Raw genomic sequence first — 23398 nt, forward strand, 5'->3', positions numbered from 1 at the left:
GGCGAGGTCGGCGAGGACACCCGCCGCCGCCTCCAGCGCTACCTGGACCGGCAGGACCTGCGCTACGCCGAGGAGTAGGCGACGGCTTCGTATGACGATGAAAGCCGCGAGAGATCATGACCGGTGTCCGGCGTTCCGTTCGTCCTGGTTCTGTTGCCACTGCTCCATGACCTGTCCGAGGGTCGCGTTCACCAGGAGCAGGAAGTCGGCGGAGGTGGCGAAGCGGGCGCCGGCCGGGGTCGCGGTCCCGAGGATCTCCGCCGCGCGCTGCGAGGTGGCGGCCAGGGTCTCGTTCATCTGAAGGGCCGCGAGGGTGGAGCGGACCCAGAGGTCGTCGTCGACGACGTAGCGTTCGCGGCGCCCGCCGGGAGTTCGTTCCCGCTTGATGAGTCCCTGCTGCTCCAGGAGGGTGATGGTCTGTGAGATCGACGCGGGGCTGACCTGAAGCCGCTGGACCAGGTCGGCGGCGGTGAGGTTGCCGGAATCCGTGACGTGCAGGCAGGCCAGTGCCCTGGCCGCCATCCGGGGCATCCCCTGCTGCTCAAGGAGCGTGGCGAAGGATTGCGTGACGTCCTGGACCGCCTGGGGGTCGCGCCCGTGGCTGCTGTCGCCAATCGGCGGCGCCGGAGGCTTGGGCTGCCGGTGCCGGCGCGCACGCTGCCGGGTGGCCTCCTGTGCCCGCTGCGCGCGGTAGTCGTCGGGTCCGCCGTTGCGGGTGACCTCCCGCATGATGGTTGAGCCCGGCCGCCCGAGACGCCGGCCGATCTCGGTGTATCCGAGCCCTTCGGCCAGTCCCGTGGCGATGTGCCGGCGGTCCTCATCGGTGAGCCTGTCTCCGGGCATCGGTGCTCGTCTCCCATCTGCCGACGTGCGCACAGTATGCATTCATTCGCAGTTCATTGCAACACAATTCTTGATCATCCATTGCAATCAGTGTCATGCTCATTGCAGTACTGGCTCATTGAGTGCTTTTGAGCAGGCTAATTGACTTCCCGAGAGTGTTGACTCATTTATGAATGCAATGTACCGTCACAGACGTTCAGCAATGCATGAACAGTCGGCCCGGTGGAGGATCTGCAGCTTCCCCACACAACGGCTCGAACGACTCCACGCAGGAGGCAGATCACCATGTCCAACACCACATTCGGCGGTCGCACCACGGTCGAAGCGATTCAGCGGCACCTGATGCACTTCGTGCCGACCGACGCCGACAGCGACGCCTCAAGGTTCGAAGACCTCGCCGCCCTGTTCGAACAGGCCGCGGCAGCCGGAACGCCGATCCGCGAGATCGTCGGCCGGAACCCGGTGAAGTTCGCCGAGGCGTTCGCCCGAAACTACACCGACGGCGGCTACGTCCCAGCCCGTGCGCGGAAGCGATTGACCGACGCCATCGAGCGCGCCGCCGGCTGAGGACCGTCGGACGCCGGGACTCTGGAAGTAAGGACATTTGTGATGGGACACAGCAACAGCGGCTTCTCCAAGACCGGGCTGGACAGACTGCGCGAGGTGCTGGCCGGGCATGTCGAGTCCGGGAAGATTCCCGGACTCGTCGCCCTGGTCAGCCGAGGCGAGGAGACACACGTCGAAACGATCGGGACGATGCGCCATGACGGTGGCGCGCCGATGCGCCGCGACACCATCTTCCGGATGGCCTCCACGTCCAAGCCGGTCGCGGTGTCGGCGACGATGGTCCTGCTGGATGAGTGCCGGCTGCGGCTGGACGACACGGTGGACGCGTGGTTGCCCGAACTCGCCGACCGGCAGGTGCTGACGCGGCCCGACGGCCCGCTGGAAGAGACCGTGCCGGCGCGGCGGCCGATCACCGTACGCGACCTGCTCACCTCCACCTGCGGACTCGGACTGGACATGGCGGCGAAGACAGCCCCGATCATGGGCGCGTTCTTCGAGCGGGGGGTCTACGGCCAGGAGGACGGATGGCTGCTGCCGGGCTCGGACCCCGACGAGTGGATGCGCCGCCTGGGCACGCTCCCGCTGATGCACCAGCCCGGCGAGCGGTGGCTGTACAACCTCAGCGACGACGTGCTCGGCGTGCTGGTCGCCCGGGTCACCGGACAGCCGTTCGAGACGTTCCTGCGCGAGCGCATCTTCGAGCCGCTGGGCATGACCGACACCGGCTTCCACGTGCCCGCCGACAAGATCCACCGGTTCCCGCCGCTGTACGCCCCCGACTGGCAGACCGGCGCGTTCAATGTGGAAGACCCGGCCGAAGGCGGACACCACAGCCGGCCTCCGGCGTTCCCGTCCAGCGGCGGCGGGCTGGACTCCACCGCAGACGACTACCACGCCTACTACCGGATGCTGCTCAACGGCGGCACGCACGACGGCCGGCAGATCCTGTCCCGGCCCGCCGTCGAGCTGATGACCACCAACCAACTCCCGCCCGCGCAGCAGGCCGCCCGAATGGCCTGGGCCCGCGACAACCTCCACATGGGTTACGGCCTGGGACAGCACGGCGGGTGGGGCTTCGGGATGGCGGTGCGCACCTACCGCAGCGACTACGCGCCCGTCGGCCAGTTCGGCTGGGACGGCGGAGCCGGCACCACCACCTACGCCGACCCCGGCAACGACCTCGTCGGCATCCTGCTCACCCAGACCGGCATGTCCACCCCCGACTCGGCCATGGCCATCCACGACTTCTGGACCACCCTCTACCAGGCCATCGACAACTGACCCACCTACCTGGTCGAGATCGCTCCGGCCTTCGACGCCACCACGTGCGGCTCGCGGTTCGGCGTAACGGGGACTGGTGTCGGCGCGGGGGCCTTTGTCCGAGCCGACACGGCGGGGGAACCTCCGGTGCCGGCTATGTCGAGGTGCGGCGTCAAGACACCGCAACCCCTACACGATCAGGTCGGCACCTGCGGCTTGTTGTAAGGGCGGGGGCGACGGTCGAGGGCGAAGAGAAGCTCCAGCAGAAACCGGATGCTGCCGGCGGCGAGCGCTGTCGAGGCTCATGTGGTGAGCAGGAAGCCGGTCAGCAGTGGCGCCAGCACGTGCGGTGCGGCGACGTGGGGCTGGCCGGGCATGACCTGGTGATGTCCGTCGGGCATGGCGGTGGCGAGCTGGGCGCCGGTTTCGATCATCCATGGGAAGCTGTCGCCGCCGCACAGCAGCAGGGTGGGGATGGCCACGGTGGCGGCCTGTTCTGCCGGGGTGGCGCCGCCTCTGCTGCTCGCGCTGACCACCTCGAACGGGTCGTGCGGCAGGGTGTGGGCGACGGCCTGCACGGCGGGGTCGTGGCTCATCTGCTCGACCATCTGCCGCGGCATCCCGGTGGGCGTCAGGAACGCGGCGATGGCCTCGGCTTTGCGGTCCTGGGCGAGCAGGGCGCGGATGGTTTCGGCCTGTTCGCGTCCTGCCCGCTCTTCGGCGGCCTGCCGTTCGCGCTGGTCTTCGCCGTCGTTGGCGGGGGTGAAGGGTGGCTCGTGCAGGATGAGCTTGGTGATGGGCAGGCCGGCGGTGGCCGCGTGCAGGGCGAGGGCCGCTCCGGAGGAATGGCCGTAGACGGCGGCGCTGCCACCGGCTCCGTCGATGAGGGCGGCGAGGTCCTCGATCTCCCGCTGGACGCTCCAACCGGCGATGCCGCCGCTGTCGCCGCGCCCTCGCCGGTCGTAGGCGATCGCGGGCAGCTCGGGCGCGAGCTGCTCGGCCAGCGCGGTGGCCGCGGTGCGGTCGCACAGCGCCGCGGTGATCAGGATGAGCGGCAGGCCGTTGCCGCCGAAGCGCTGGTAGGCGATGGGTGTGCCGTCTGCCGAGATCACCTTGGTCATCATGATCCTCCGGGTTTGATGGGGTTCGGGACATGGGGAGGCACTGATCAGGAGCGCTGTCACTGCGAACGGTCGCCGGCGCCCAACGTTCCGGCCGGCCTGCTGGGCCGGCTCACGCCGTAGGCGGCCAGGAACACCCGGGTTCCCTCGTCGGCGTAGTGCTTGAGGTCGGCGGGGGTGAGCTGGTCGTCGCCCGTGTGGAACATGGCCTGGTTCAGCGGGATCGAAAGGATCAGCCAGTTGAAGTGCTGGGCGGCCAGTGGCGGGTCGTCCGCTTTCAGCAGGCCGCGCTCGGCCAGGGTGGTGAACACCTGTGCCAGGGTGGCGTGGCCGCGTCCGGGGCCGTTGGCGTACCAGGTGCCGGCCAGGTCGGGGAAGCGCTCGGCCTCGCCGATGATGAGCCGGCGCAGCCTCATGATGTGCGGCTGGATGACGTTCACGACGTGCCGGCGGGCGAAGGCGCGCAGATCCGTGGCGAGGTCCTGACTGGCCGCCAGCGCCTCGACGCTGTCGTGCGAGCGGTGTTCTGCGGCCTCGATGTCCTCGGTGATCACCGCGGTGAACAGCCCCTTCTTGTCACCGAAGAGCCCGTAGACGGTTCGTTTGGAGGTGGAGGCGAGCGCCGCCACCTCATCCACACTGGCCCCGGCGAAACCGCCCGCGAGGAACACCGACCGCGCGGCCTCGATGATCGCCTGACGTTTGCCGGCCGACCTGAGCTCCGCTGGGCTGGCCATGGGCATCTCCTCCGCCGATCGGAAACGGGGGACGACTCGCCCCACCGTTGGTACGGTACGGTACCGTACCAGACTTGGAGGCGCGAGCGATGGCGACCACTACATACTCGGCAACGCCATCTTGGATCTCGCGGGCTGATGGACTGGTTGCGGGCGGTCGGTTCAGACGTGAGCCCGCAAACGGAAACCGTCATGTGCCGTACCGCAAAGGCGTCGACCGTTTTGACACCTTGCATGGCTAACCGCTATCTATTGGCTAACCGTTAGGGGGTGCCGTGCAAGACGCAGTGCTGGCGATGCTCGCCAAGGAGCCGTCACACGGGTACGGCCTGCGCGCCCGGCTGCGCCAGTGCCTGGGCCCGCTGAGCGAGTCGATGAACCCCGGCCAGATCTACGTGACCCTGTCCCGGCTGGCGAAGGCCGGGCTCGTCGTCTGCGAGCGTGAGGACGGCCTGCCCGAGCGGCCCGAGCGCAAGGTCTACGCGCTGACACCGGCCGGTCAGCAACGGGTGGCGGCGTGGCTGGCCGAGGTGGGCTGGCCCAAGCCGGACCAGGCGGAGTTCCACCTCAAGCTCGTCGCGGCGGCCGCGGCCCGGCTCGCCGACCCGATCGAGCTGGTGGCGGCGCAGCGCCGCGAGCTGCTGCGCCGCCTGCGCGAGGCGCAGCACACGATTCTGGCCGAGCCGGCGGGGTCGATGGCCGTGCTACTCCTGGAGGGGATCGTGCTGCGGCTGCAGGCGGACCTGCGGTGGCTGGAAGCGTGCGAGCGGACCTGGTCCAGGGCCGATGACAGAGTCGAGGGTGAGGCGTGAACGAGTCGGGTGCCGTGGTCCAGGTCCGTGACCTGGTGAAGGAGCATGGTCAAGGGGAGAGCCGGGTCCGGGCGGTGGACGAGGTCGATCTGGAGGTGCCCGAGGGGCAGATGCTGGCGGTGATGGGGCCGAGCGGCTGCGGGAAGTCGACCCTGCTGCACCTGCTCGGCGGCCTGGAACGGCCGTCCCGCGGGGAGGTGTGGCTGGCCGGGCGGCGCATCGACTCCTTGAGCGAGCGAGCTCTGGCGCGCATGCGGCGCCGGTCGGTGGGGTTCATCTTCCAGGCCTTCCACCTGGTGGAGGAGCTGTCGGCGGCGGAGAACGTGGAGCTGCCCGCGCTGCTGGCCGGCCGTTCGCCGCGGCAGGCCAGGGGGCGCGCGAGCGCTCTGCTCGAACGGGTCGGGCTCACGGCGCGCGCCCGGCACCTGCCTTCCGAGCTGTCGGGCGGGCAGCGTCAGCGGGTGGCCATCGCCCGCGCGATGGCCAACGACCCGCTGGTCGTCCTGGCCGACGAGCCGACCGGCAACCTCGACACCGCCGCCACCCTCGACGTGCTGCGGATCTTCGAGGAACTGCGCTCCGCGGGACAGACCCTCGTGATCGTCACGCATGACGAGCGCGTCGCCGCCAACGCGGACCGGCTGATCTCGATGCGCGACGGGATGTTCGTCGACGACACCAGCTTCGCCGGCTCCCACCCGCACGGGCTCGGCGGCCTGATCGAGCTGGAGGGCTGAAACAGCATGGGCACCATCGTGCTCGTCGTACGCCTGGTACTCGCCGACGTTCGCCGGCACCCGTCCCACGCCGCGATGCTCTTGTTCGCGGTGACCACCGCCACCGCCACCCTGGCTCTGGGCCTCTCCCTGGGCGGGACCAGCCAGACGCTGTACGAGCAGACCCGCGCGGCCACCGCCGGACCCGACGTGGTCGCACTGTCCGGCGTCACCGGCCCCGCCGTCACCTCGGCCTTGGCCGCGCTGGCGGACTCCCCTGACGTGGTCGCCCACCACGGCCCCTATCGCATCGTGTACGCCGACCTGACCCTGCGCGACTCCACGTCCTCGCCCGTGGTGGTGCACGGCTTCGCCGCCAAGCCGGGCGCGGTCGACCGGCCGCTGGTGACCTCGGGTCAGTGGGTACGCCCCGGCGGCACCGTCCTCGAACGCGGCTTCGCCACCGCGCTGGGCGTCGGTGTCGGGGACCGGGTGACCATCGCCGGCCGGCCGTACCCCGTCGTCGGGATCGCCGTCACCGCGGCCACCTCCATCTACCCCTGGGCGGCGCAGATCGGCCCGTACGGCGGCGCGAGCGACTACAGCGGCCTGGCCTGGATGACCCGATCAGACGCGCGGGCGCTGGCGTCGTCCCAAGATCTCCCGGTGTCCCTGGCCCTGGATCTCAAACTGCGCGATCCCGCCGCCACCACGGCATTTCGCGAGGCCCACCGCGACCCCACGGTCCGGATCAACTTCCACTCCTGGCAGTTCAAGGCCGAGCAGGACGCCGTCATTCTCAGGGGCGCCCAGCCGATCCTGGTCCTCGGCAGCTGGCTGCTCAGCTTCCTGGCCGTCACCGGGGTGGCGGCACTGGCCGCGGGACGCGCCGTCCAGCAGACCCGGCGGGCCGGGCTGCTCAAGGCCGTCGGCGCCACCCCCGCTCTGATCGGTGCCGTCCTGCTCACCGAATACCTGGCCGTGGCGCTGCTGGCCGACGTGCTGGGGCTGGCGATCGCGCGCCTGACGGTACCCGCCATAGCCAGCCCCACCGCCAGCAGGATCGGCGACATCGGCGGGCCGACCGGCGCCGTCATCGTCACGACGACCGTCCTGGCCGTGGTGGTGGCCGTGCTGTCGGCGCTGCGCCCCACGCTGCGTGCCTTGCGCACCGCGACCGTGGCCGCCCTGGCCGAGGCCGTTCACCGGCCCCGCCACCGTCCCCGGCTGACCGCGCTGTCCGCGCTGCTGCCCACGCCGTTCCTGCTCGGCCTCAGGCTGATCGCCCGCCGGCCGGGCCGGGTGGTGCTGCAGGCGTGCTCGACCGCCACCACGCTGATCGCGCTCACCGGCCTGCTCTCCCTGTCCGTCCAGTCATCGAGGGGTTACGGCCTCAACGGCTCCAATGCCCTGCCCAACCTGCGAGCCGAGAATTCCGGCCACCTGATGATCGCGGTCTCCGCCCTGCTGATCGCGATGGCCGTGGTGAACATCATCGCGTTCACCTGGACCACGGCGATGGAAGCCCGGCCAAGCCTGGCAGTCGCGCGTACGCTCGGTGCCACCCCCGGGCAGGTCTCCGCGGGGTTGTCCATCGCCCAGCTCCTGCCCTGCCTGCCCGGCGCTGCCGTGGGTGTCCCGCTGGGCATCGGCGTGTTCTCCGAATTCAGCCCCAGGAACGCGACCCTGGCGCCGTTGCCCTGGATGCTCGTCGCCGCGCTGGCCACTCTCCTGGTGACCGCGGCACTCACCGCCCTGCCCGCCCACATGGCGGCCCGCCGTCCCGTGGTACCCGTCCTGCGCGCCGACACGGCGTGATCGGCCGGGCAGGTGCGCGGCGAACTCTCCCACCAGGTGTGCCGCACCCTGAAAAGGCCCGCAGGCTCCTTCACCGACCACGCTCCGGCCACCAGGTGAGGGCGTCCAGCCGCAGTGCCGCAAAGTCACCGCTAGGCGTTCACTTCGGCCAGCAGGCTGCGCGCGTCTTCGGCCTCCGGCAGGCAGAGGCGGTCGAAGATCTCCAGCGCTTCGGTGTAGCAGGCGTGACCGCGTTCCCGCTGGCCGGCGGCGGTGAGGGCCTGGCCGAGGATCATCAGGGCCTTGCCCTGCCAGTGCTCGTCGTCGACTTCCCGCAGCGCGACCAGGCCCTGCTCGGCGAGTTCGAGGGCGCGGGCGTGATCTCCCAGGGTGAGGTGGATGTCGGCCATGCGGGTGGTGGCCGTGCCGATCCAGTCGAGCTCGCCGATCTCACCGAAGCCCGTGACCGCGGCCTCGTACATGCGCAGCGCCTCGTCGAGCGAGCCTACGGCCTGCAGCGTGACCGCGAGCTGGTAGGGCGCCCACGGGTGCCGCGGAGCGCCGCCGCCGAGCTCGGCGTGGACGCGGTAGGCCGATCTGGCCGCCTCCACGGCCTGGCGGGGCTCGTCCGCGGCGGCGAGCGAGCGGGCCAGCAGGCCGAGCCAGAGAGCCTGGGCGCCCCTGTCGCCTCTGTCGGCGAAGATGTCCAGGCCCCGCCTGATGAGCTCGACCGAGGCCCGGTAGTCGCCGTCGTCGTAGACCTGGGCGCCGAGTGAGACGGTGGCGACGGCCGTCACGTACTGGTCGTCCTGGGCCAGATCGATGGCCGCCAGGGCGTCGGACCGGCGCGCCTGGCGGTCGGCGGAGGACAGGGTCGAGCGGAGGTAGCGGGCCAGGCCCTCGGCCCGCGGCTCGTCTCCGGCCCGCGCGACCAGGAGGTCGAGGGTGTGCTGAAAGGCCACCGACTCCGGTGCGACGTCGGTCAGCATGTCCACGATCCAGGCCAGCCGGTAGCGGTCGGCGTGCTTGCGCGTGGCGGCCTGCCGTACGACGGACAGCAGGGCGTCGGTCTCGGCGGGATCGAAGGCGTCGTGGACCTCGCCGGTGGGCAGCAGGTCGGCGCGCCGGTCGCCGGGGAACAGCGAGCGGAAGCGGCCGGCGACGGCGGCGGCGGAGTAATCGAGCAGCCGGTCGAGCGCCGCGTCGGCGTCGGGATCGACCCGGCTCCTGGCGAACACGCGCAGCAGATCGTGGAAGCGGTAGCGGCCGGGCGAGAGCGACTCGAGCATGCTGACGTCGACCAGCGCCTCGCAGACCGCCTCCGCCTCCTGCTCGGGCAGATCCAGCAGCGCGACCGCGGCACGCAGCGGCACATCCGCCATATCCGGTACGGCCAGCAGCCGGAAGGCCCGCGCGTGCGCCTCGTCGAGCTGCTCATAACCCAGCGCGAACGTGGCCTCGATCGCCAGATCGCCGGCGCGCAGTTCGGACAGCCTGCGCCGCTCGTCGGAGAGCCGGTCGCGCATGCCGGCCACGCTCCAGCCGGGCCGCGCGGCCAGCCGGGCGGCCGCGATCCTGATCGCCAGCGGCAAGAACCCGCAGGCCGCGACCAGATCCATCGCCGCGCCCCGCTCGGCCGTGGCCCGCTGCTCGCCCACGATCCTGGTGAACAGCCGCAACGCGGCCACCGGTCCGAGCACCTCCAGGTCCACCTGGCGTACGCCGCTCAGCCCGGTCAGCCGGGCCCGGCTGGTCACCAGCACCCCGCAGGTGGCCGAGCCGGGCAGCAACGGCCGTACCTGGCCGGCCCCGGCCGCGTTGTCGAGCACCACGAGCATCCGCCGGTCGGCGAGTATCGAGCGATACAGCGCCGCCCGCTCGTCCGGCTCCTCCGGCGCCTCCTCCAGACCCAGCGCGCGCAGAAACGAACCGAGCACCAGATCGGGCTCCAGCGGCCGGCTGCCCGAGCCGCGCAGATCGACGAACAACTGCCCGTCCGGGTAGTCCCCGGCCAGCCGGTGCGCCACGTGCACGGCCAGCGCGGTCTTGCCCACCCCGCCCGCACCCGCCACCGCGCAGACCGCCAGCGCCGAGGTCTGCCGGGGGCGCAACGCCGCCGCCATCGCCTCCACCTCGCTCTCGCGACCGGTGAAGTCGGCCACGTCAGCGGGCAGCTGACGCGGCACCTGCCGGGCGGCCGGCGCGGCGGCGGTTCTCGGCCGGGCGGGCGCCCGGCCGAGAGCCGGGTCGGCGCTGATGATCTGCTGGTAGAGCTCAGCCAGCTCGGGCGAGGGGTCCACGCCGAGCTCGTCGGCCAGCAAAGTGCGGGTGTCGGTGTAGACGCCGATGGCCTCCGCCTGCCGCCCGGCGCGATAGAGGGCCAGCATGAGCAGGCCGCGCAGACGCTCCCTGGTCGGGTGCTCAGCGGCAAGCGCGCTCAGTTCGACGACCACCTCCGCGTGCTTGCCTTCGTCGAGGTCCTGGCCGAGGCGGTGTTCGAGGGCGGCCAGCCGCTGCTCGGTCAGGCGGGCGCGCTGGGCCTCTGCGTAGTCGCCGCCGAGTCCGGCCAGCGGCTCGCCCTGCCAAAGGGCCAGTGCCTCGGCATAGCGGCCTTCGCCGTACAACATCCGCAGTTCGGCGACGTCACACGTGCCCGCCCGCACCGCATAACCATCGCCAACGGACACCACCACGTCGGCCGGCAGCACCGCACGCAACCGCGAGATGTAGGTACGCAGCACATGGACCGCGGTACGCGGGCGCGCTTGACCCCAGACCGCGTCCATGAGCTGCTCACCGCCGACCGCCCTGCCTTCGGCGAGCAGGAGTACGGCCAGCACCAGGCGCTGCTGCGGCGACCCAAGCCCCAACTCCCGGCCACCACGCCAGGCCCGCACCGGGCCAAGCAACGAAAACCGCAGGTCATCGCCCATGCCTGCCCCCCGACATCCTTCACGACAAGAACGATCACCCTACCGTCCACCCGAATGACGACATTCCACACGATCTCCCAGACTGAACCTCCTGAACGCGAGCTCTACTTTCGCCAGCCGTTGATGGTCAGGTCGGGGTCGGTGGCCGCGTTCAGCAGCCGCCGCCCCCAGCCGTAGGTCATCGGTAGCCAGTTGAAGTCGTGATCCGGTCCGACGAGGTCGGCCAGCTCGATCAGCTTCATCATCTCCGCCATCGCGGCGAGCGGCTTGGCCACGCGCCATCATGAACCGAGTGCGTGGAGCATCGAGAGATACGACTCATGGGCGAGACGCAGGCTGTCAAGGTCGGACGTCTCGAACCACGCCACAGCGTCATGCTCGTCCGGCGCGGCGTTGACGGGTGTTCCGGTCCACCTGTCGATCAACCAGATCCGCATGTCGAACGTCGCGGTCCGGATCTCATGCACCGGCGGTCCTGACGGCTCCGACGCCGTGATTCCCAACTCCTCCCGAAGCTCGCGGACAAGGCTCTCTTTCGGATCCTCGCCCTCCTCGACATGGCCGCCCGGCAGGTCCCACACGTCGGGATACCAGCGGCGTCCGGCGCTTCGATGACACAGCAACACCCGATCGCCGTCGCGAAGAACGGCCGTCACGATCCGGACCGGACCGGAGTCGTCAGCGGAGATCGTCATCGGCACATTCTGACCCATGCGGATCTGCCGCAGACAAGGCACGTCCCGTCTCACGGTATGGGCGATCCTCGACCAGGAGGGGGCTCGATCCCGCGCCCGAGCGGTTCGGCGTCGGCGGTGAAGTCGCGTTCGATCAGGGTCGCTGTGGTGGACAGTTCGGTGACCCAGCCATGGAGGCGGGTGCGGTCGAAGCGGGCGGTCGGCATCGCCACGCTGATCGCGGCCGTCGTCCGGCCGGACCCATCACGTACGGGGGCGCCGATGGCGGTGACCCCGGTCTCGGTGAGCTGGTCGTTGACCGCGAAGCCGCGCTTGCGTACCAGGCCCAGTTCGCGGCGCAACCGGGCCAGGTCGACGCCGGCGCCGCCGTACAGCGACTCGAGCTCCTCGGACGGCAGCGCGGCGAGCATGGCCTTGCCGCCCGAGGCCAGGTGCGCGGGCAGGGACTGCCCGACGCGGTCGCCGACCCGCAGCGGCCGGGTGCACTCGACCGTGCTGATGAAACGCACTTCCGCGCCGACGAGCACCACCAGGTTGGTCGACTCGCCGAGCCGGTCGGTCAGGGCGCGCAGGTGCGGCAGGGCGACACGGCGCAGCAGGGCGAGGGGCGCCTCGCTCGGCCGGGCGGGGCGGAGCATGCGGCCGGGGATGTATTTGCGGTCCGCGGTCTGCTCGGCGAAGTCGCGGTAGACGAGCATCGCCAGCAGGCGGTGGGCGGTGGAGGGGGAGACGCCGAGCCGTTCCGCCGCGTCGGTCACGCGCAACTGGCCCTCCTGCTGGAGGGTCTGCGCGAGCAGCAGCGCGTGGTCGACGGAATCGATCGCGTACGCCGGCTTATTCTTCACAACAGAAAATGTTATCCCTCACAGCGGAATGTATCCATAGTGTGAGGCATGACACCCACGGAGAGTCCGGTGCGCATCAAGTCTTCCGACGGCCCCGGTCAGCCGGTGCGGACCGCCGAGCTGGACACGCTGTATCACCGGTTCGAGGACGAGCTGCTGGTGCCGCTGTGGACCGAGATCGGTGACCTGATGCCCACGCAACCCGCACCGGCGGCGCGCGCGCACCTGTGGCGCTGGGCCACCCTGCTGCCGCTGGCCGCCCGGGCCGGTGAGCTGGTGCCGGTCGGGCGCGGCGGCGAGCGGCGTGCGATCGCGCTGGCCAACCCGGGGCTGGGCGGCGCGCCGTACGCGACCCCGACGTTGTGGGCGGCGATCCAGTACCTGTGCCCGGGTGAGGACGCACCGGTGCACCGCCACACGCAGCACGCCTTCCGCTTCGTCGTGGAGGGCGAGGGCGTGTGGACGGTCGTCGACGGCGATCCTGTCGCCATGCGGCGCGGTGACTTCCTGCTCACCCCCGGCTGGCGCTTCCACGGGCACCACAACGTCAGCGACGTGCCGATGGCGTGGCTCGACGGCCTGGACATCCCGTTCGTCCACCACACCGGCTCGGCGTTCTTCGAGCCGGGCCCGGACACGGTCACCGAGCGGGAGACCCCGGCCCTGTCGCGGTCCGAACGCCTGTGGGCCCATCCCGGTCTGCGGCCGGTGTCGTCGGCGGGGGAGCGCACCACCAGTTCTCCGATCGCGGCCTACCGCTGGGAGCACACCGACCGCGCGCTCGCCGACCAGCTCACCCTTGAGGACGAGGGCCACCCGGGCGTGGTGGAGCCGGGGCACGCGGCGGTGCGGTTCACCAACCCGACGAGCGGCGGGGACGTGATGCCGACCATCCGGGCGGAGTTCCACCGCCTGCGTCCCGGAGCCACGACCGCGACCCGCCGGGAGGTCGGCTCGTCGGTGTTCCAGGTGTTCACCGGAGAGGTGAGCGTCCGCGTCGGTGACGCCGCGTGGACGGCGGCCCGCGGAGACCTCTTCGTGGTCCCGTCGTGGCAGCCGCTGACGATCAGGACGGACTCCGGCGCGGACCTGTTCCGGTTCAGCGACACACCGATCTTCGAACGGCTCGGTCAGCAGCGCGTGCGCGTCGAAGGGAGCGCCCGATGAGGCTGGCGACCATCCGTGCCGAGGACGGGACACGCGCGGTGCGCCTCGACGGCGACCACTACGTCGGCCTGGACGCCGCGGACGTCGGCGAACTGCTGCTGCGTCCCGGCTGGCGCGAGGCGGCGGCCGCCGCGGACGGACCGGCCCGCCGCGCCGACGGGCTCACGTTCGCGCCTGTCGTACCCCGGCCGGGCAAGATCGTCTGCGTGGGGCTGAACTACCGCACCCACATCAAGGAGATGGGCCGTGACCTGCCGCAGTATCCGACCCTGTTCGCCAAGTTCGCCGAGGCGCTGGTCGGGGCGGACGACGACATCGAGCTGCCGCCGGAATCGGCCGCGCTCGACTGGGAGGCCGAGCTGGCCGTCGTCATCGGCCGGCCGGTACGGCGGGCCGACGCCGCGCAGGCGGCGGCGGCGATCGCCGGGTTCAGCGTGCTCAACGACGTGACCGCCCGCGACTGGCAGTTCCGCACGCCCGAATGGCTGCAGGGCAAGACCTTCGAGGACACCACGCCGTTCGGCCCGGTACTGGTCACCCCGGACGAGCTGCCCGGCGGAGTCACGCCCGCGCTGGCGATCACGTGCCTCGTGGACGGCGCGGTGACGCAGCGGGCCGACACCTCCGACCTGGTGTTCTCCCCGGTGGAGCTGATCAGCTACGTCTCCTCGATACTCACGCTGCGGCCCGGTGACGTGATCGCCACCGGCACCCCCGGCGGCGTCGGGCACGCGCGCACACCCGCCCGCTACCTCACGGACGGCGCGCACCTGGTCACCGAGATCGCCGGGATCGGCCGCCTGAGCAACCGGGTGCGTACGCCATGAGGTGGATGCAAGAGGGCACCGAGCTGTTCGCCGCCACCGTGGACGGGCTGCCGGACACCGCGTTCGCCGCGCCGTCGCTGCTGCCGGGCTGGAGCCGCGCCCACGTCGTCGCGCACGTGCACTTCAACGCCGAGGCGTTGCGCCGGCTCGCGTCCTGGGCCCGCACCGGCGAGCCCACGCCGATGTACGCCGACGGCCGGCGCGACGCCGAGATCGAGGACGGCGCGCGGCTGTCACCGGCCCGCCTGCGCGAGCTGGCCCGCGCCTCCGCCGCGAACCTCGCCGCCGACTTCGGCGCCCTGAGCGCGGACGCGCTGGCCCGCACCGTCGTCACCGCGCGGGGCCGCGGCGTGCCCGCTGCCGAGATCGCGTGGCTGCGCGCCCGCGAGGTCATGGTGCACACGGTCGACCTGGACGCCGGAGTCGGCTTTCCGGACCTGCCGGAGGACTTCACCACCGCGCTGGTGGCCGACGTGGTCACCACGCGGGACGAGACCGCGGCCCTGGCGTCGTGGCTCACCGGCCGCTCCCATCGGGCTCCGTCCCTCGGCGCCTGGCTGTAGCGGAGGAGACTGATGGCACACGAGATTCTCATCGCCGGAGGCGGCATCGGCGGCCTCACGACCGCGCTGGCGTGCGCGCGGGCCGGCCGCCGGGTACGCGTCCTGGAGCGTTCCGCGAAGTTCGCCGAGATCGGCGCGGGACTTCAGCTCGCCCCGAACGCCACTCGCGTCCTGGACCGGCTCGGTGTCCTCGACCGGGTCGTGGAGGCCGGCGTGCTGCCGGAGCGGCTCGTCTTCAACGACGCGCTCACCGGCGAGCGGCTCACCCACCTCGACCTCGGCGAGCGCTTCCGCGAACGCTACGGCGGCCCGTACGTCGTCCTGCACCGGAGCGACCTGCTGGACATCCTGCTGGCCGCCTGCCGCGAGCACGGAGTGGTGCTGGAAACCGACCGGCAGGTCAGCGGCGTCACCGACCACCCTCACGGTGTCACGGTGAATTGCGCCGACGGCAGCGTGTATCGCGGCACGCTCACCGTGGCCGCCGACGGGCTGCGCTCGGGGCTACGGGCTCCGCTTGGCGGCGACGAGCCCGTCTGCTCCGGCTATGTCGCCTACCGCGGCGCCGTACCGATCGAGGAGGCCGGCGCGCGCGGCCCGCTGACCGACGTCGTGGTGTGGTTCGGTCCCGGATTGCACCTCGTGCAGTACCCGCTGCGCGGTGGCCGCATGTACAACCAGGTCGCGGTGTTCCGCAGCGAGCGCTTCGCCGCGGGAGAAACGGACTGGGGCACTCCGGAGGAACTGGACGAGACGTTCGCCGTCACCTGTGACCGGGTGCGCGCGGCCGTTCCGGCGCTGTGGCGCGATCGCCGCTGGCCCATGTCCGACCGCGAGCCGATCGACGACTGGATCATCGGCCGCACCGTGCTGCTCGGCGACGCCGCCCACCCCATGCTGCAGTACCTCGCGCAGGGGGCCTGCCAGGCGATCGAGGACGCCGCGGCGCTGGCCGGCGCCATCGGCCGGCACCTGCCGCCGGGCAGCGACGAGGGCGCCGCCGTCGAGAAGGCGCTGCGGGCCTACGCCGGCGAACGCATCCCGCGTACCGCTCGCGTGCAGCGCGCCGCCCGTGTGTGGGGCGACATCTGGCACGTCGACGGGCTCGCCCGCGACCTGCGCAACGCCCTGTTCTCCCGCCGGGACGCGGGGGACTTCAGCGACACCGACTGGTTGTACGGCCCGCCAGGGCCGGCCGCATCGAAGGAGAACACCCATGCCTGACCTGCCACCCGAGGCCGCCGGGCTCGTGGAACGGGAGTGGAAGCACTTGGTGGGCGGCAAGCTCACCCCGGCCTCCGGCGGACGCACCTACGCGCGGGTGAGCCCGTACACCGAAAGCGTCATCGCCCACGTGCCCGACGGCGACGCCCGCGACGTGGACGCGGCCGTGCGAGCCGCCCACGACGCCCGCGCGCAGTGGCGGGACACCCCCGCGGCCGAGCGGGCGCGGCTGGTACTGGCGCTGGCCGACGCGATCGAGGCGCACGGCGAGGAACTGGCGCTGCTGGACACCGCCGACGCCGGCTCGCCGATCACCAACTCCCGCGCCGACGTCGTGACGGCCCTGTCGCAGCTTCGCCTGTTCGCCGGGCTCGCGCTGGAGCTGAAGGGCACCTCCGTGCCCGCGAGCACCGCGCTGCACGTCACCGTCAGGGAACCGGCCGGCGTGGTCGCCCGCATCGTGCCCTACAACCACCCGCTCATGTTCGCCTGCAAGATCGCCGCACCGCTGGTCGCGGGCAATCCGACGATACTCAAACCGCCAGAGGCGGCTCCGCTGTCCGCGTTGCGCCTGGCCGAGCTGGCGGCCGGCATCTTCCCTCCCGGAGTGCTGTCGGTGGTCCTCGGCGACGGCCCGGCCGTGCCCGACGCTTTGGTACGGCACCCCCACGTGCGCCGGATCGGCTTCATCGGCTCCGAGCCGACCGGGCGGGCCATCCAGCGTGCCGCCGCTGAGACGGGGGTCAAGGACGTCACCCTGGAGCTGGGCGGCAAGAACGCGATGGTCGTCTTCGGCGACGCCGACCTGCGAGCGGCCGCGGAAGGCGCGGTCGCCGGCATGAACTTCACCTGGTCCGGCCAGTCGTGCGGATCCAACTCGCGGTTGCTGGTCCAGCGCGAGGTCCACGACGACGTGGTCGAGCGGGTGGTGCGGATCATCGAAGGACGCACGATCGGCAGCCCGTTCGACGAGAAGACCGAGCAGGGCACGATGATCAACCGGGCCCAGTACGACAAGTCGCTGGCCTACATCGACCTCGCCAGGGGAGAAGGCGCCACGGTCGTCACCGGCGGCGGCAGGCCGCCCGGCCTCGACCACGGTCTGTTCGTCGCCCCCACCGTGTTCACCGGCGTGGATCCGCGCTCGCGCATCGCGCGGGAGGAGGTCTTCGGGCCGCTGCTGTCGGTCATCCCGTTCGAGGATGAGGCCGAGGCCGTGCGGATCGCCAACGACGTGCCCTACGGGCTCACCGCCAGCGTCTGGACCTCCGACGTCGGCCGCGCGCACCGCGTCGCGCGGGCCTTCGAAGCGGGTTTCGTGTGGATCAACGGCTCTTCCCGGCACTTCCCCAATGTGCCCTTCGGCGGCGTCAAGGGCTCCGGCGTCGGCCGGGAGGAAAGCCTCGAAGAGCTGCTCAGCTACACCGAGCTCAAGGCCATCAACGTCCTGTTCTGACCTCTCAGGAGCATCCATGCCGTACGTCATAGGCATCGACACCGGCGGCACGTTCACCGACGCGTTCGCCGCCGACCAGCACAACCGGCTGGCCGCCGCCAAGACCCCGTCCACGCCGCCCGACTTCGCCGAGGGCTTCCTCAACGCCATCGACGAACTGGCCGCCGAGCTCGGCATCAGTGTCGCCGAGTTGCTGGCGCAGACCGAATACATCGTGCACGGCACCACCTCGACCCTGAACGCGCTGGTCACCGGCGACGTCGCCGACGTCGGCTTCCTGACCACCCGAGGGCACGCCGACTCCATCAGCATCATGAATCTCGAAGGACGCTACGCCGGCCTGGGCGCGGACGAGATCCAGCACATGGCGCGCACCGCCAAGCCGGCCGCGCTGGTGCCGCGCCACCGGATCAAGGAGATCGACGGCCGTATCGACTACAAGGGCGCCGTGGTCGTGCCGCTGGACGAGCGGGGCGTACGCGAGGCGGTGCGCGAGCTCGTCGCCGGCGGCGTGGAGGCGATCGCCGTGTCGTTCCTGTGGTCGTTCCGCGAGCCCGCGCACGAGCGGCGGGTGCGCGAGCTGATCCACGAGGAGGCCCCCGGCCTGTACGTGGCGCTGTCGAGCGATGTCAGCCCCCGCATCCGGGAGTACTCGCGCAGCGTCACCACCATCATGAACACCCAGGTCGGGCCGAGACTCGGCGCCTACCTCGAACCCCTCGAAGCCGAGCTGCGCCGCCGCGGGCTGACCGGGGCGCTGCTGGTCATGCAGGGCTCCGGCGGATGTGTGACGGCGAAGGACGCTCCCGCACACGGCATCACCACCATCGGCTCGGTGCTCACCGGCGGCGTCGTCGGCTGCACCCGGATGGCCGGAGCGCTGGGCACCCGCAAGGTCATCTCCACCGACATGGGCGGCACCACGTTCCTGGTCGGGCTCGTCGTGGACGGCAAGCCGGTGACCACGGCCGGCACGGTGCTCAACCAGTACACGATCAGCACCCCGATGGTGGACGTGCACACCATCGGCGCCGGCGGCGGCGCCATCGCCTGGGTCGATCCGGGCGGCAACCTGCGCGTCGGCCCGCGCAGTGCCGGGGCACGCCCCGGCCCCGCCTGTTACGGCGAGGGCGGCTGGGAGCCGACGGTCACCGACGCCGACCTGGTGCTGGGCATCATCAACCCGGACAACTTCCTCGGCGGGCGCAAGCGGCTGGAGGTGGAGCTGGCTCGCGAGGCCATCGACAAGGCGGTGGCCACGCCACTGGAGATGTCGGTCGAGGAGGCCGCGGCCGCGATCTACGCGATCCAGAACGCGCAGACCGCCGACCTGGTCCGCAAGGTGGTGGTCAACTCCGGGCAGGACCCTCGGGAGTTCACCCTGTACGCCTTCGGCGGCGCGGGCCCGATGCACTGCGCGAGCTACTCCAGGGACCTCGGCGTCAGGGAGGTCGTGGTGCCGCTCGGCTCGACGGCCGCGGTGTTCTCCGCCTTCGGCCTGGCCGCCTCCGACATCGTCCTCACCGCGGAACGCTCCAAGCCCGCGCCCATGCCGGTCGATCCGGCGACGGCCAGCGCGGTGTACGCCTCGCTCGAAGCCGAACTGGAACAGCGCCTGTCCGAACAGGGACTGACCTTCTCCGCCATCGCCTACGAGCGGGAAGCCGACATCCGATACACCATGCAGCTGGCCGAGGTGTCCACGCCCGTGCCGGGCGGCACCCTCACCGCCGAGCAGGTCGAGCGGACCGGCGCCGCCTTCGAAACCCGCTATGAGGCCCTGTACGGCGAGGGCACCGGATTCCCCGACGCCGGCCTGCAACTCATCACCTACCGCGTGCGCGCCGTCGGCACGCTGCCCATCGCGCCGACCCTGCCCGACCACCCGGAACCCGCCGGGGAACGCCCCGAGCCCAGCGGCGTACGCGAGGTGTTCCTGGACATCCGCGCCGGACGCGAGCCCGCGACGATCTACGACTACGGCTCGCTGGGCACCGGCCACCGGATCAGCGGACCGGCGGTCGTGGAGGCGCCCACCACCACGGTCGCCCTGCCTCCTGGCACACACGCCACCGTCGACCGGCTCGGCAACCTCGTGATCCGTTTCAAGGGAGACCTCTGATGCCCATCATCCCCGTCTCCGGTTCCGAGCGCTTCGCGCAGACCGACCGGCCGCTCGACGACACGGACACCTTCGGCGAGCTCACCCTGCACACGGTCGGCGACGACGCGCCCGATCGGGTCGACGCGCTGACCTACGAGGTGATCCGGCATCGCCTGGTCGCCATCACCGACGACATGGGCGAGGCGGTCAAGCGCATGTCCGGCTCCGTCGTGGTGACCGACTGCAACGACTTCGGCACCGGGATCATGGACGAGAGTGGTGAGACCGTCCAGGTCGGCCTGTACAACATGCAACTCGGCTCCGCCCTGGACATGGCGGTGCGCTGGACTCTGCGCAACCGCTCGGTCAACCCCGGCATCGGGCCGGGCGACCAGTTCCTGCTCAACGACCCGTGGATCGGCGGCGGCCTGCACCAGAACGACGTCACCGTGCTCGCCCCGGTCTTCCACGAGGGCGAGCTGTTCTGCTGGACCAGCGTCGTCGCCCACCAGGTCGACCTCGGCGGGGTGTCACCGGGCAGCTGGTCCGTCGAGGGTCACGACGTGTTCTGGGAGTCGCTGCCGATCCCGCCGGTGAAGATCGTGGAGGGGCGGCGGCTGCGCTCCGACATCGAGGACATGTACCTGCGCCGCTCGCGCGTGCCCAAGCTGGTCGGCCTGGACCTGCGCGCCAAGATCGGCGCCAACAACGTCGCGCACGACCGGATCACCGCGCTGATCGCCAAGTACGGGCCCGACACGGTCAAGGCCGTGATGAAGAAGATGATGAACGACGCCGAGACCCGGCTGCGCGCCAAACTGCGTGACCTGCCCGACGGCACCTGGTCGGCGGTCGCGCACCAGGACGGCGCCCGCGCCGGCGACCGCGGCATCCACAAGATCGTCGTGGGGATGACCAAGCGCGACGACCGGCTCGTCTTCGACTTCTCCGGCACCGACCCCCAGGTGGACGGCATCATCAACTGCACCCTGGCCGGGCTGCGCGGCGGCATCCTGCCGATCATGCTGACCATGCTCTGCCCGGACCTGCCCTGGTCACCGGGCGGAATCCTGCGCTGCGCCGACATCGTCAGCGAACCGGGCACGATCAACAACTGCACCTTCCCCGCGGGCATCGGCAAGGGGTCGGTGAACTCCGCGTGGGCCACCCAGAACGCCGTCTCCGAGACGGTCGCCGCCATGCTGGGCACCCACCCGGAGCTGAGCAGGTCGGCGATGAGCGTGTGCTCGGGCACCTTCGACCTGGCCCTGCTGGCCGGGGTCGACCAGCGCGGCAACGGCTTCGCCACCATGCTGTGCGACTCCATGGCCGGCGGGCTGGGCGCCAGGATCGACGGTGACGGCGTTGACACCGGCGGCGAGAACTGCATCCCGATGGGCCGCATCGCCGACGTCGAGATCAACGAGTTCAGCTTCCCCATGTTGTACCTGTGGCGGCGCGAGGAAGCCGACTCGGGCGGGCCCGGCCGCTGGCGGGGCGGCGTCGGCGCCTCAAGCTGCTTCATCCCGTACGACTCCCCGGCGGGGGGCGTGCACCTGGTGGTCTCCGCCAACGGCAAGTCCGTGCCGCAGGCGCCGGGCCTGTCGGGCGGCTACCCGGCCGCCACGCAGTGGGACGTGCTGATCCGCGGCTCCAGCGTGCGGGAGCAACTGGCAGACGGGCGCATCCCGCAGTCCATCGAAGAGCTCGGCGGCGCGCCCGACACGCTGCCGCCGCACCTGGAGACCGATCTGGAGGCCGGCGACGTGTACTTCACCCATTGGCAGGGCGGCGGCGGGATCGGCGACCCGCTGCACCGCGAACCGGAACGGGTCGCCGCCGACGTGCGCGACGGCAAGGTCTCGGAGCGCGCGGCGAACGAGGTCTACGGCGTCGCGCTCACCCGGGAGCGTACGGCCGACCACGAGGCCACCGCCACCCTGCGACGGCGGCTGCGCCACGAACGCGCCGGGCTGATCCCGCCCGGCCTCGCGGAAGGAGCGATCGCGTGAACCTCGACGTCAACCTGCGTGCCGACGTCGCCGGGGCGGTGCTGTGCAGGCACTGCGACACCCGCGTGGGCGACCACGTCACCGCGCCGATGACACACGCCCTGCGGCGCGAGCGGCCGTCGGTGGAAGCCGGGCCCGGCGTGCACGCCGACCCCGCTGCCTTCGTGGACCGGCCGATCGTGCTGCGCCAGGCGTTCTGCCCGGGGTGCCTCACCCTGCTGTCCACCGAGATCGTCCCCGCCGACGAACCCTCCTACCGCACCTGGAGCCTGGCATGACCCTCGCCCAGAAGATCATCGTGGTCACCGGCGCGGCCCAGGGCATCGGGGCCGCGTACGCCCGGCGCCTGGTCGAGGAGGGCGCCACCGTGGTGCTCGCCGACCGCGACCGCGAAGGCGCCGAAGCCACCGCCTCCTCGCTCGGCGGGCCGGGCAAGGCGGTCGCGTACCGGCTGGACGTCGCCGAGCGGGCGAGCTGCCAGGCGCTGGCGGCGTACCTGACCGACGCCTACGGCCATGTGGACGGGCTGGTCAACAACGCGGCCATCTTCAGCACCATCACGATGAAACCCTTCTGGGAGATCACCGACGAGGAATGGGACCGGCTGATGGCGGTCAACCTGCGGGGGCCCTGGTTGCTGGTCTCCGCGCTGCTGCCGCTGCTGTGCGCCTCGGCGTCGGCAAGCGTCGTGAACATCGGCTCCGACGCCGTGCGGCTGGGCCGTACCGGCTATCTGCACTACGTCGCCAGCAAGGGCGGCGTGCACGGAATGACGTACTCGATGGCCCGCGAGCTGGGGGAGTACGGCATCCGCGTCAACACGCTGTCGCCGGGCCCCGTCTACACCGAGGTCGCCCGCGAGACCGTCACCCCCGCCCAGCGCGAAGCGATGATCGCGGCGCAGGCACTGCGCCGGCCCGGAGGACCGGACGACCTGACGGGCACGCTGATGTTCCTGCTCGGCGACGGCTCCGCCTACCTGACCGGGCAGACGATCAGTGTGAACGGCGGGCTGGTGCACCGATGAGCGAGCAGATCCGCGAGCTTGTCTCGCTGTCCTCCCGCATCCTCGGCGCCGGTGACCAGGGCGACCTGGTCTGGGGCCATTCCTCCGCCCGCGACCCCGAGGGCCGCGGCGTCTGGATCAAGGCGGCCGGGTGGGGCCTGGAGGAGGTGACCCCGTCACGTGTCCAGTTGGTCAGCCCGGCCGGCGAGGTGCTGGAAGGGGAGGGGCCGCGGCACAGCGAGTACCCGATCCACACCGAGATCATGGCGGCCCGCGCCGACGTCGGCGGCGTCGTGCACACCCACTCGCCCTACGCCGTCGCGCTCGCCGCCGCAGGCCAGGAGTTGCTGCCCGTCAGCCACGCCGCCAACTTCTTCGTCCCGCCCGGGGTGCCGCGCTTCACCGGCACCGCCGATCTCATCCTCACTCCCGCGCTGGGGCGGGCGGTGGCCGCGACGCTGGCAGACGCCTCGGCTGTCTTCCTGGTCAACCACGGCATCGTCACCGTCGGTCCCACCCTGCGGGACGCCACCGTCGCCGCGATCATCCTGGAACGCGCCGCGTACCAGCAGTGGATCACCCGGGGCTTCGGCACCTGGCCGACCTGGTCGGATCCCGGCGAGTCCGTGGCCAAACGCGAGCACATCTTTCATCCGGCGGCCGTGGAGCAGGTGTGGGAGTACCTGGTTCGCCGGCTCCCCGGTCGCGCCTAG

The 23398-nt window shown here is 71.4% G+C and carries 22 protein-coding genes; 15 read left to right on the forward strand and 7 right to left on the reverse strand.

Annotated features, from left to right (window positions below):
- Positions 1–114 precede the first annotated feature (114 nt).
- A complete protein-coding gene (locus ACFWY5_RS34770) occupies positions 115–843 on the reverse strand; it encodes a helix-turn-helix domain-containing protein (RefSeq protein ID WP_379636959.1) in 729 nt (242 codons plus the stop codon).
- Between the two features lie 285 nt (positions 844–1128).
- On the opposite strand from ACFWY5_RS34770, the gene ACFWY5_RS34775 reads away from it, so the two are divergent.
- Both ACFWY5_RS34775 and ACFWY5_RS34780 read left to right on the forward strand, forming a co-directional pair.
- Positions 1129–1410 carry a hypothetical protein gene (locus tag ACFWY5_RS34775; RefSeq protein ID WP_379636961.1) on the forward strand — a complete coding sequence of 94 codons (282 nt, stop codon included), beginning with the start codon at positions 1129–1131 and terminating at the stop codon, positions 1408–1410.
- Between the two features lie 42 nt (positions 1411–1452).
- Positions 1453–2691 carry a serine hydrolase domain-containing protein gene (locus tag ACFWY5_RS34780; RefSeq protein WP_379625859.1) on the forward strand — a complete coding sequence of 413 codons (1239 nt, stop codon included), beginning with the start codon at positions 1453–1455 and terminating at the stop codon, positions 2689–2691.
- A 281-nt stretch (positions 2692–2972) separates the two neighbouring features.
- Here ACFWY5_RS34780 and ACFWY5_RS34785 read toward each other — a convergent pair whose 3' ends face one another.
- Positions 2973–3782 (reverse strand): alpha/beta fold hydrolase, encoded by an 810-nt coding sequence (locus ACFWY5_RS34785; RefSeq protein ID WP_379636963.1) that lies wholly within the window; start codon positions 3780–3782, stop codon positions 2973–2975.
- A gap of 68 nt (positions 3783–3850) precedes the next feature.
- Entirely contained in the window at positions 3851–4528 is a 678-nt protein-coding gene (locus ACFWY5_RS34790) for a TetR/AcrR family transcriptional regulator (protein ID WP_379636965.1), read from the reverse strand.
- A gap of 275 nt (positions 4529–4803) precedes the next feature.
- Here ACFWY5_RS34790 and ACFWY5_RS34795 point away from each other — a divergent pair, with 275 nt between their 5' ends.
- From ACFWY5_RS34795 to ACFWY5_RS34805, 3 genes are read left to right on the forward strand one after another with little or no spacing between them, the layout of a single operon-like run.
- Positions 4804–5340: a PadR family transcriptional regulator gene (locus ACFWY5_RS34795; RefSeq protein ID WP_379615806.1), complete on the forward strand. Its 537-nt coding sequence runs from the start codon at positions 4804–4806 to the stop codon at positions 5338–5340.
- Positions 5337–6077 (forward strand): ABC transporter ATP-binding protein, encoded by a 741-nt coding sequence (locus tag ACFWY5_RS34800; RefSeq protein WP_379615808.1) that lies wholly within the window; start codon positions 5337–5339, stop codon positions 6075–6077. Before ACFWY5_RS34795 ends, ACFWY5_RS34800 begins: the two co-directional genes overlap by 4 nt.
- 6 nt (positions 6078–6083) lie before the next feature.
- Positions 6084–7874 (forward strand): FtsX-like permease family protein, encoded by a 1791-nt coding sequence (locus tag ACFWY5_RS34805; protein ID WP_379615810.1) that lies wholly within the window; start codon positions 6084–6086, stop codon positions 7872–7874.
- Positions 7875–8005: 131 nt separating this feature from the next.
- Here the strand turns inward: ACFWY5_RS34805 and ACFWY5_RS34810 are convergent, their stop codons facing one another.
- From ACFWY5_RS34810 to ACFWY5_RS34825, 4 genes are all read right to left on the reverse strand, one after another.
- Positions 8006–10786, reverse strand: a complete 2781-nt coding sequence (locus tag ACFWY5_RS34810; RefSeq protein ID WP_379636967.1) for a BTAD domain-containing putative transcriptional regulator — start codon at positions 10784–10786, stop codon at positions 8006–8008.
- 104 nt (positions 10787–10890) lie between these two features.
- Positions 10891–11061, reverse strand: a complete 171-nt coding sequence (locus ACFWY5_RS34815; RefSeq protein WP_379636969.1) for a hypothetical protein — start codon at positions 11059–11061, stop codon at positions 10891–10893.
- A 6-nt stretch (positions 11062–11067) separates the two neighbouring features.
- Positions 11068–11481: an NUDIX domain-containing protein gene (locus tag ACFWY5_RS34820; protein WP_379636971.1), complete on the reverse strand. Its 414-nt coding sequence runs from the start codon at positions 11479–11481 to the stop codon at positions 11068–11070.
- A gap of 50 nt (positions 11482–11531) precedes the next feature.
- Positions 11532–12326, reverse strand: coding sequence for an IclR family transcriptional regulator (locus ACFWY5_RS34825; protein WP_379636973.1), 795 nt, complete (start codon positions 12324–12326; stop codon positions 11532–11534).
- Between the two features lie 48 nt (positions 12327–12374).
- Here ACFWY5_RS34825 and ACFWY5_RS34830 point away from each other — a divergent pair, with 48 nt between their 5' ends.
- Genes ACFWY5_RS34830 through ACFWY5_RS34875 form a run of 10 tightly spaced genes read left to right on the forward strand, consistent with a single transcriptional unit; the run spans position 12375 to position 23398 of the window.
- Entirely contained in the window at positions 12375–13493 is a 1119-nt protein-coding gene (locus ACFWY5_RS34830) for a cupin domain-containing protein (RefSeq protein ID WP_379615822.1), read from the forward strand.
- A complete protein-coding gene (locus ACFWY5_RS34835) occupies positions 13490–14320 on the forward strand; it encodes a fumarylacetoacetate hydrolase family protein (RefSeq protein ID WP_379636975.1) in 831 nt (276 codons plus the stop codon). The genes ACFWY5_RS34830 and ACFWY5_RS34835 overlap by 4 nt, the downstream gene beginning before the upstream one ends.
- A complete protein-coding gene (locus ACFWY5_RS34840) occupies positions 14317–14883 on the forward strand; it encodes a maleylpyruvate isomerase N-terminal domain-containing protein (protein ID WP_379615826.1) in 567 nt (188 codons plus the stop codon). The genes ACFWY5_RS34835 and ACFWY5_RS34840 overlap by 4 nt, the downstream gene beginning before the upstream one ends.
- A 12-nt stretch (positions 14884–14895) precedes the next feature.
- Complete coding sequence (locus tag ACFWY5_RS34845) at positions 14896–16107, forward strand: FAD-dependent monooxygenase (protein ID WP_379615828.1); 1212 nt, start codon at positions 14896–14898, stop codon at positions 16105–16107.
- A complete protein-coding gene (locus ACFWY5_RS34850) occupies positions 16100–17563 on the forward strand; it encodes an aldehyde dehydrogenase family protein (RefSeq protein WP_379636977.1) in 1464 nt (487 codons plus the stop codon). The genes ACFWY5_RS34845 and ACFWY5_RS34850 overlap by 8 nt, the downstream gene beginning before the upstream one ends.
- Before the next feature lie 16 nt (positions 17564–17579).
- Complete coding sequence (locus tag ACFWY5_RS34855) at positions 17580–19685, forward strand: hydantoinase/oxoprolinase family protein (RefSeq protein ID WP_379636979.1); 2106 nt, start codon at positions 17580–17582, stop codon at positions 19683–19685.
- On the forward strand, positions 19685–21679 hold the full coding sequence (locus ACFWY5_RS34860; RefSeq protein WP_379636981.1) for a hydantoinase B/oxoprolinase family protein: 1995 nt from the start codon (positions 19685–19687) through the stop codon (positions 21677–21679). The genes ACFWY5_RS34855 and ACFWY5_RS34860 overlap by 1 nt, the downstream gene beginning before the upstream one ends.
- The gene (locus ACFWY5_RS34865) at positions 21676–21957 is read left to right on the forward strand and encodes a hypothetical protein (RefSeq protein WP_379615836.1); all 282 of its coding nucleotides are present in this window, start codon (positions 21676–21678) and stop codon (positions 21955–21957) included. Before ACFWY5_RS34860 ends, ACFWY5_RS34865 begins: the two co-directional genes overlap by 4 nt.
- Positions 21954–22706 carry an SDR family NAD(P)-dependent oxidoreductase gene (locus tag ACFWY5_RS34870; protein ID WP_379636983.1) on the forward strand — a complete coding sequence of 251 codons (753 nt, stop codon included), beginning with the start codon at positions 21954–21956 and terminating at the stop codon, positions 22704–22706. The genes ACFWY5_RS34865 and ACFWY5_RS34870 overlap by 4 nt, the downstream gene beginning before the upstream one ends.
- Positions 22703–23398, forward strand: a complete 696-nt coding sequence (locus ACFWY5_RS34875; RefSeq protein ID WP_379636985.1) for a class II aldolase/adducin family protein — start codon at positions 22703–22705, stop codon at positions 23396–23398. Before ACFWY5_RS34870 ends, ACFWY5_RS34875 begins: the two co-directional genes overlap by 4 nt.

Source organism: Nonomuraea sp. NPDC059007 (assembly GCF_042740555.1).
Classification (GTDB): Bacteria; Actinomycetota; Actinomycetes; order Streptosporangiales; family Streptosporangiaceae; genus Nonomuraea.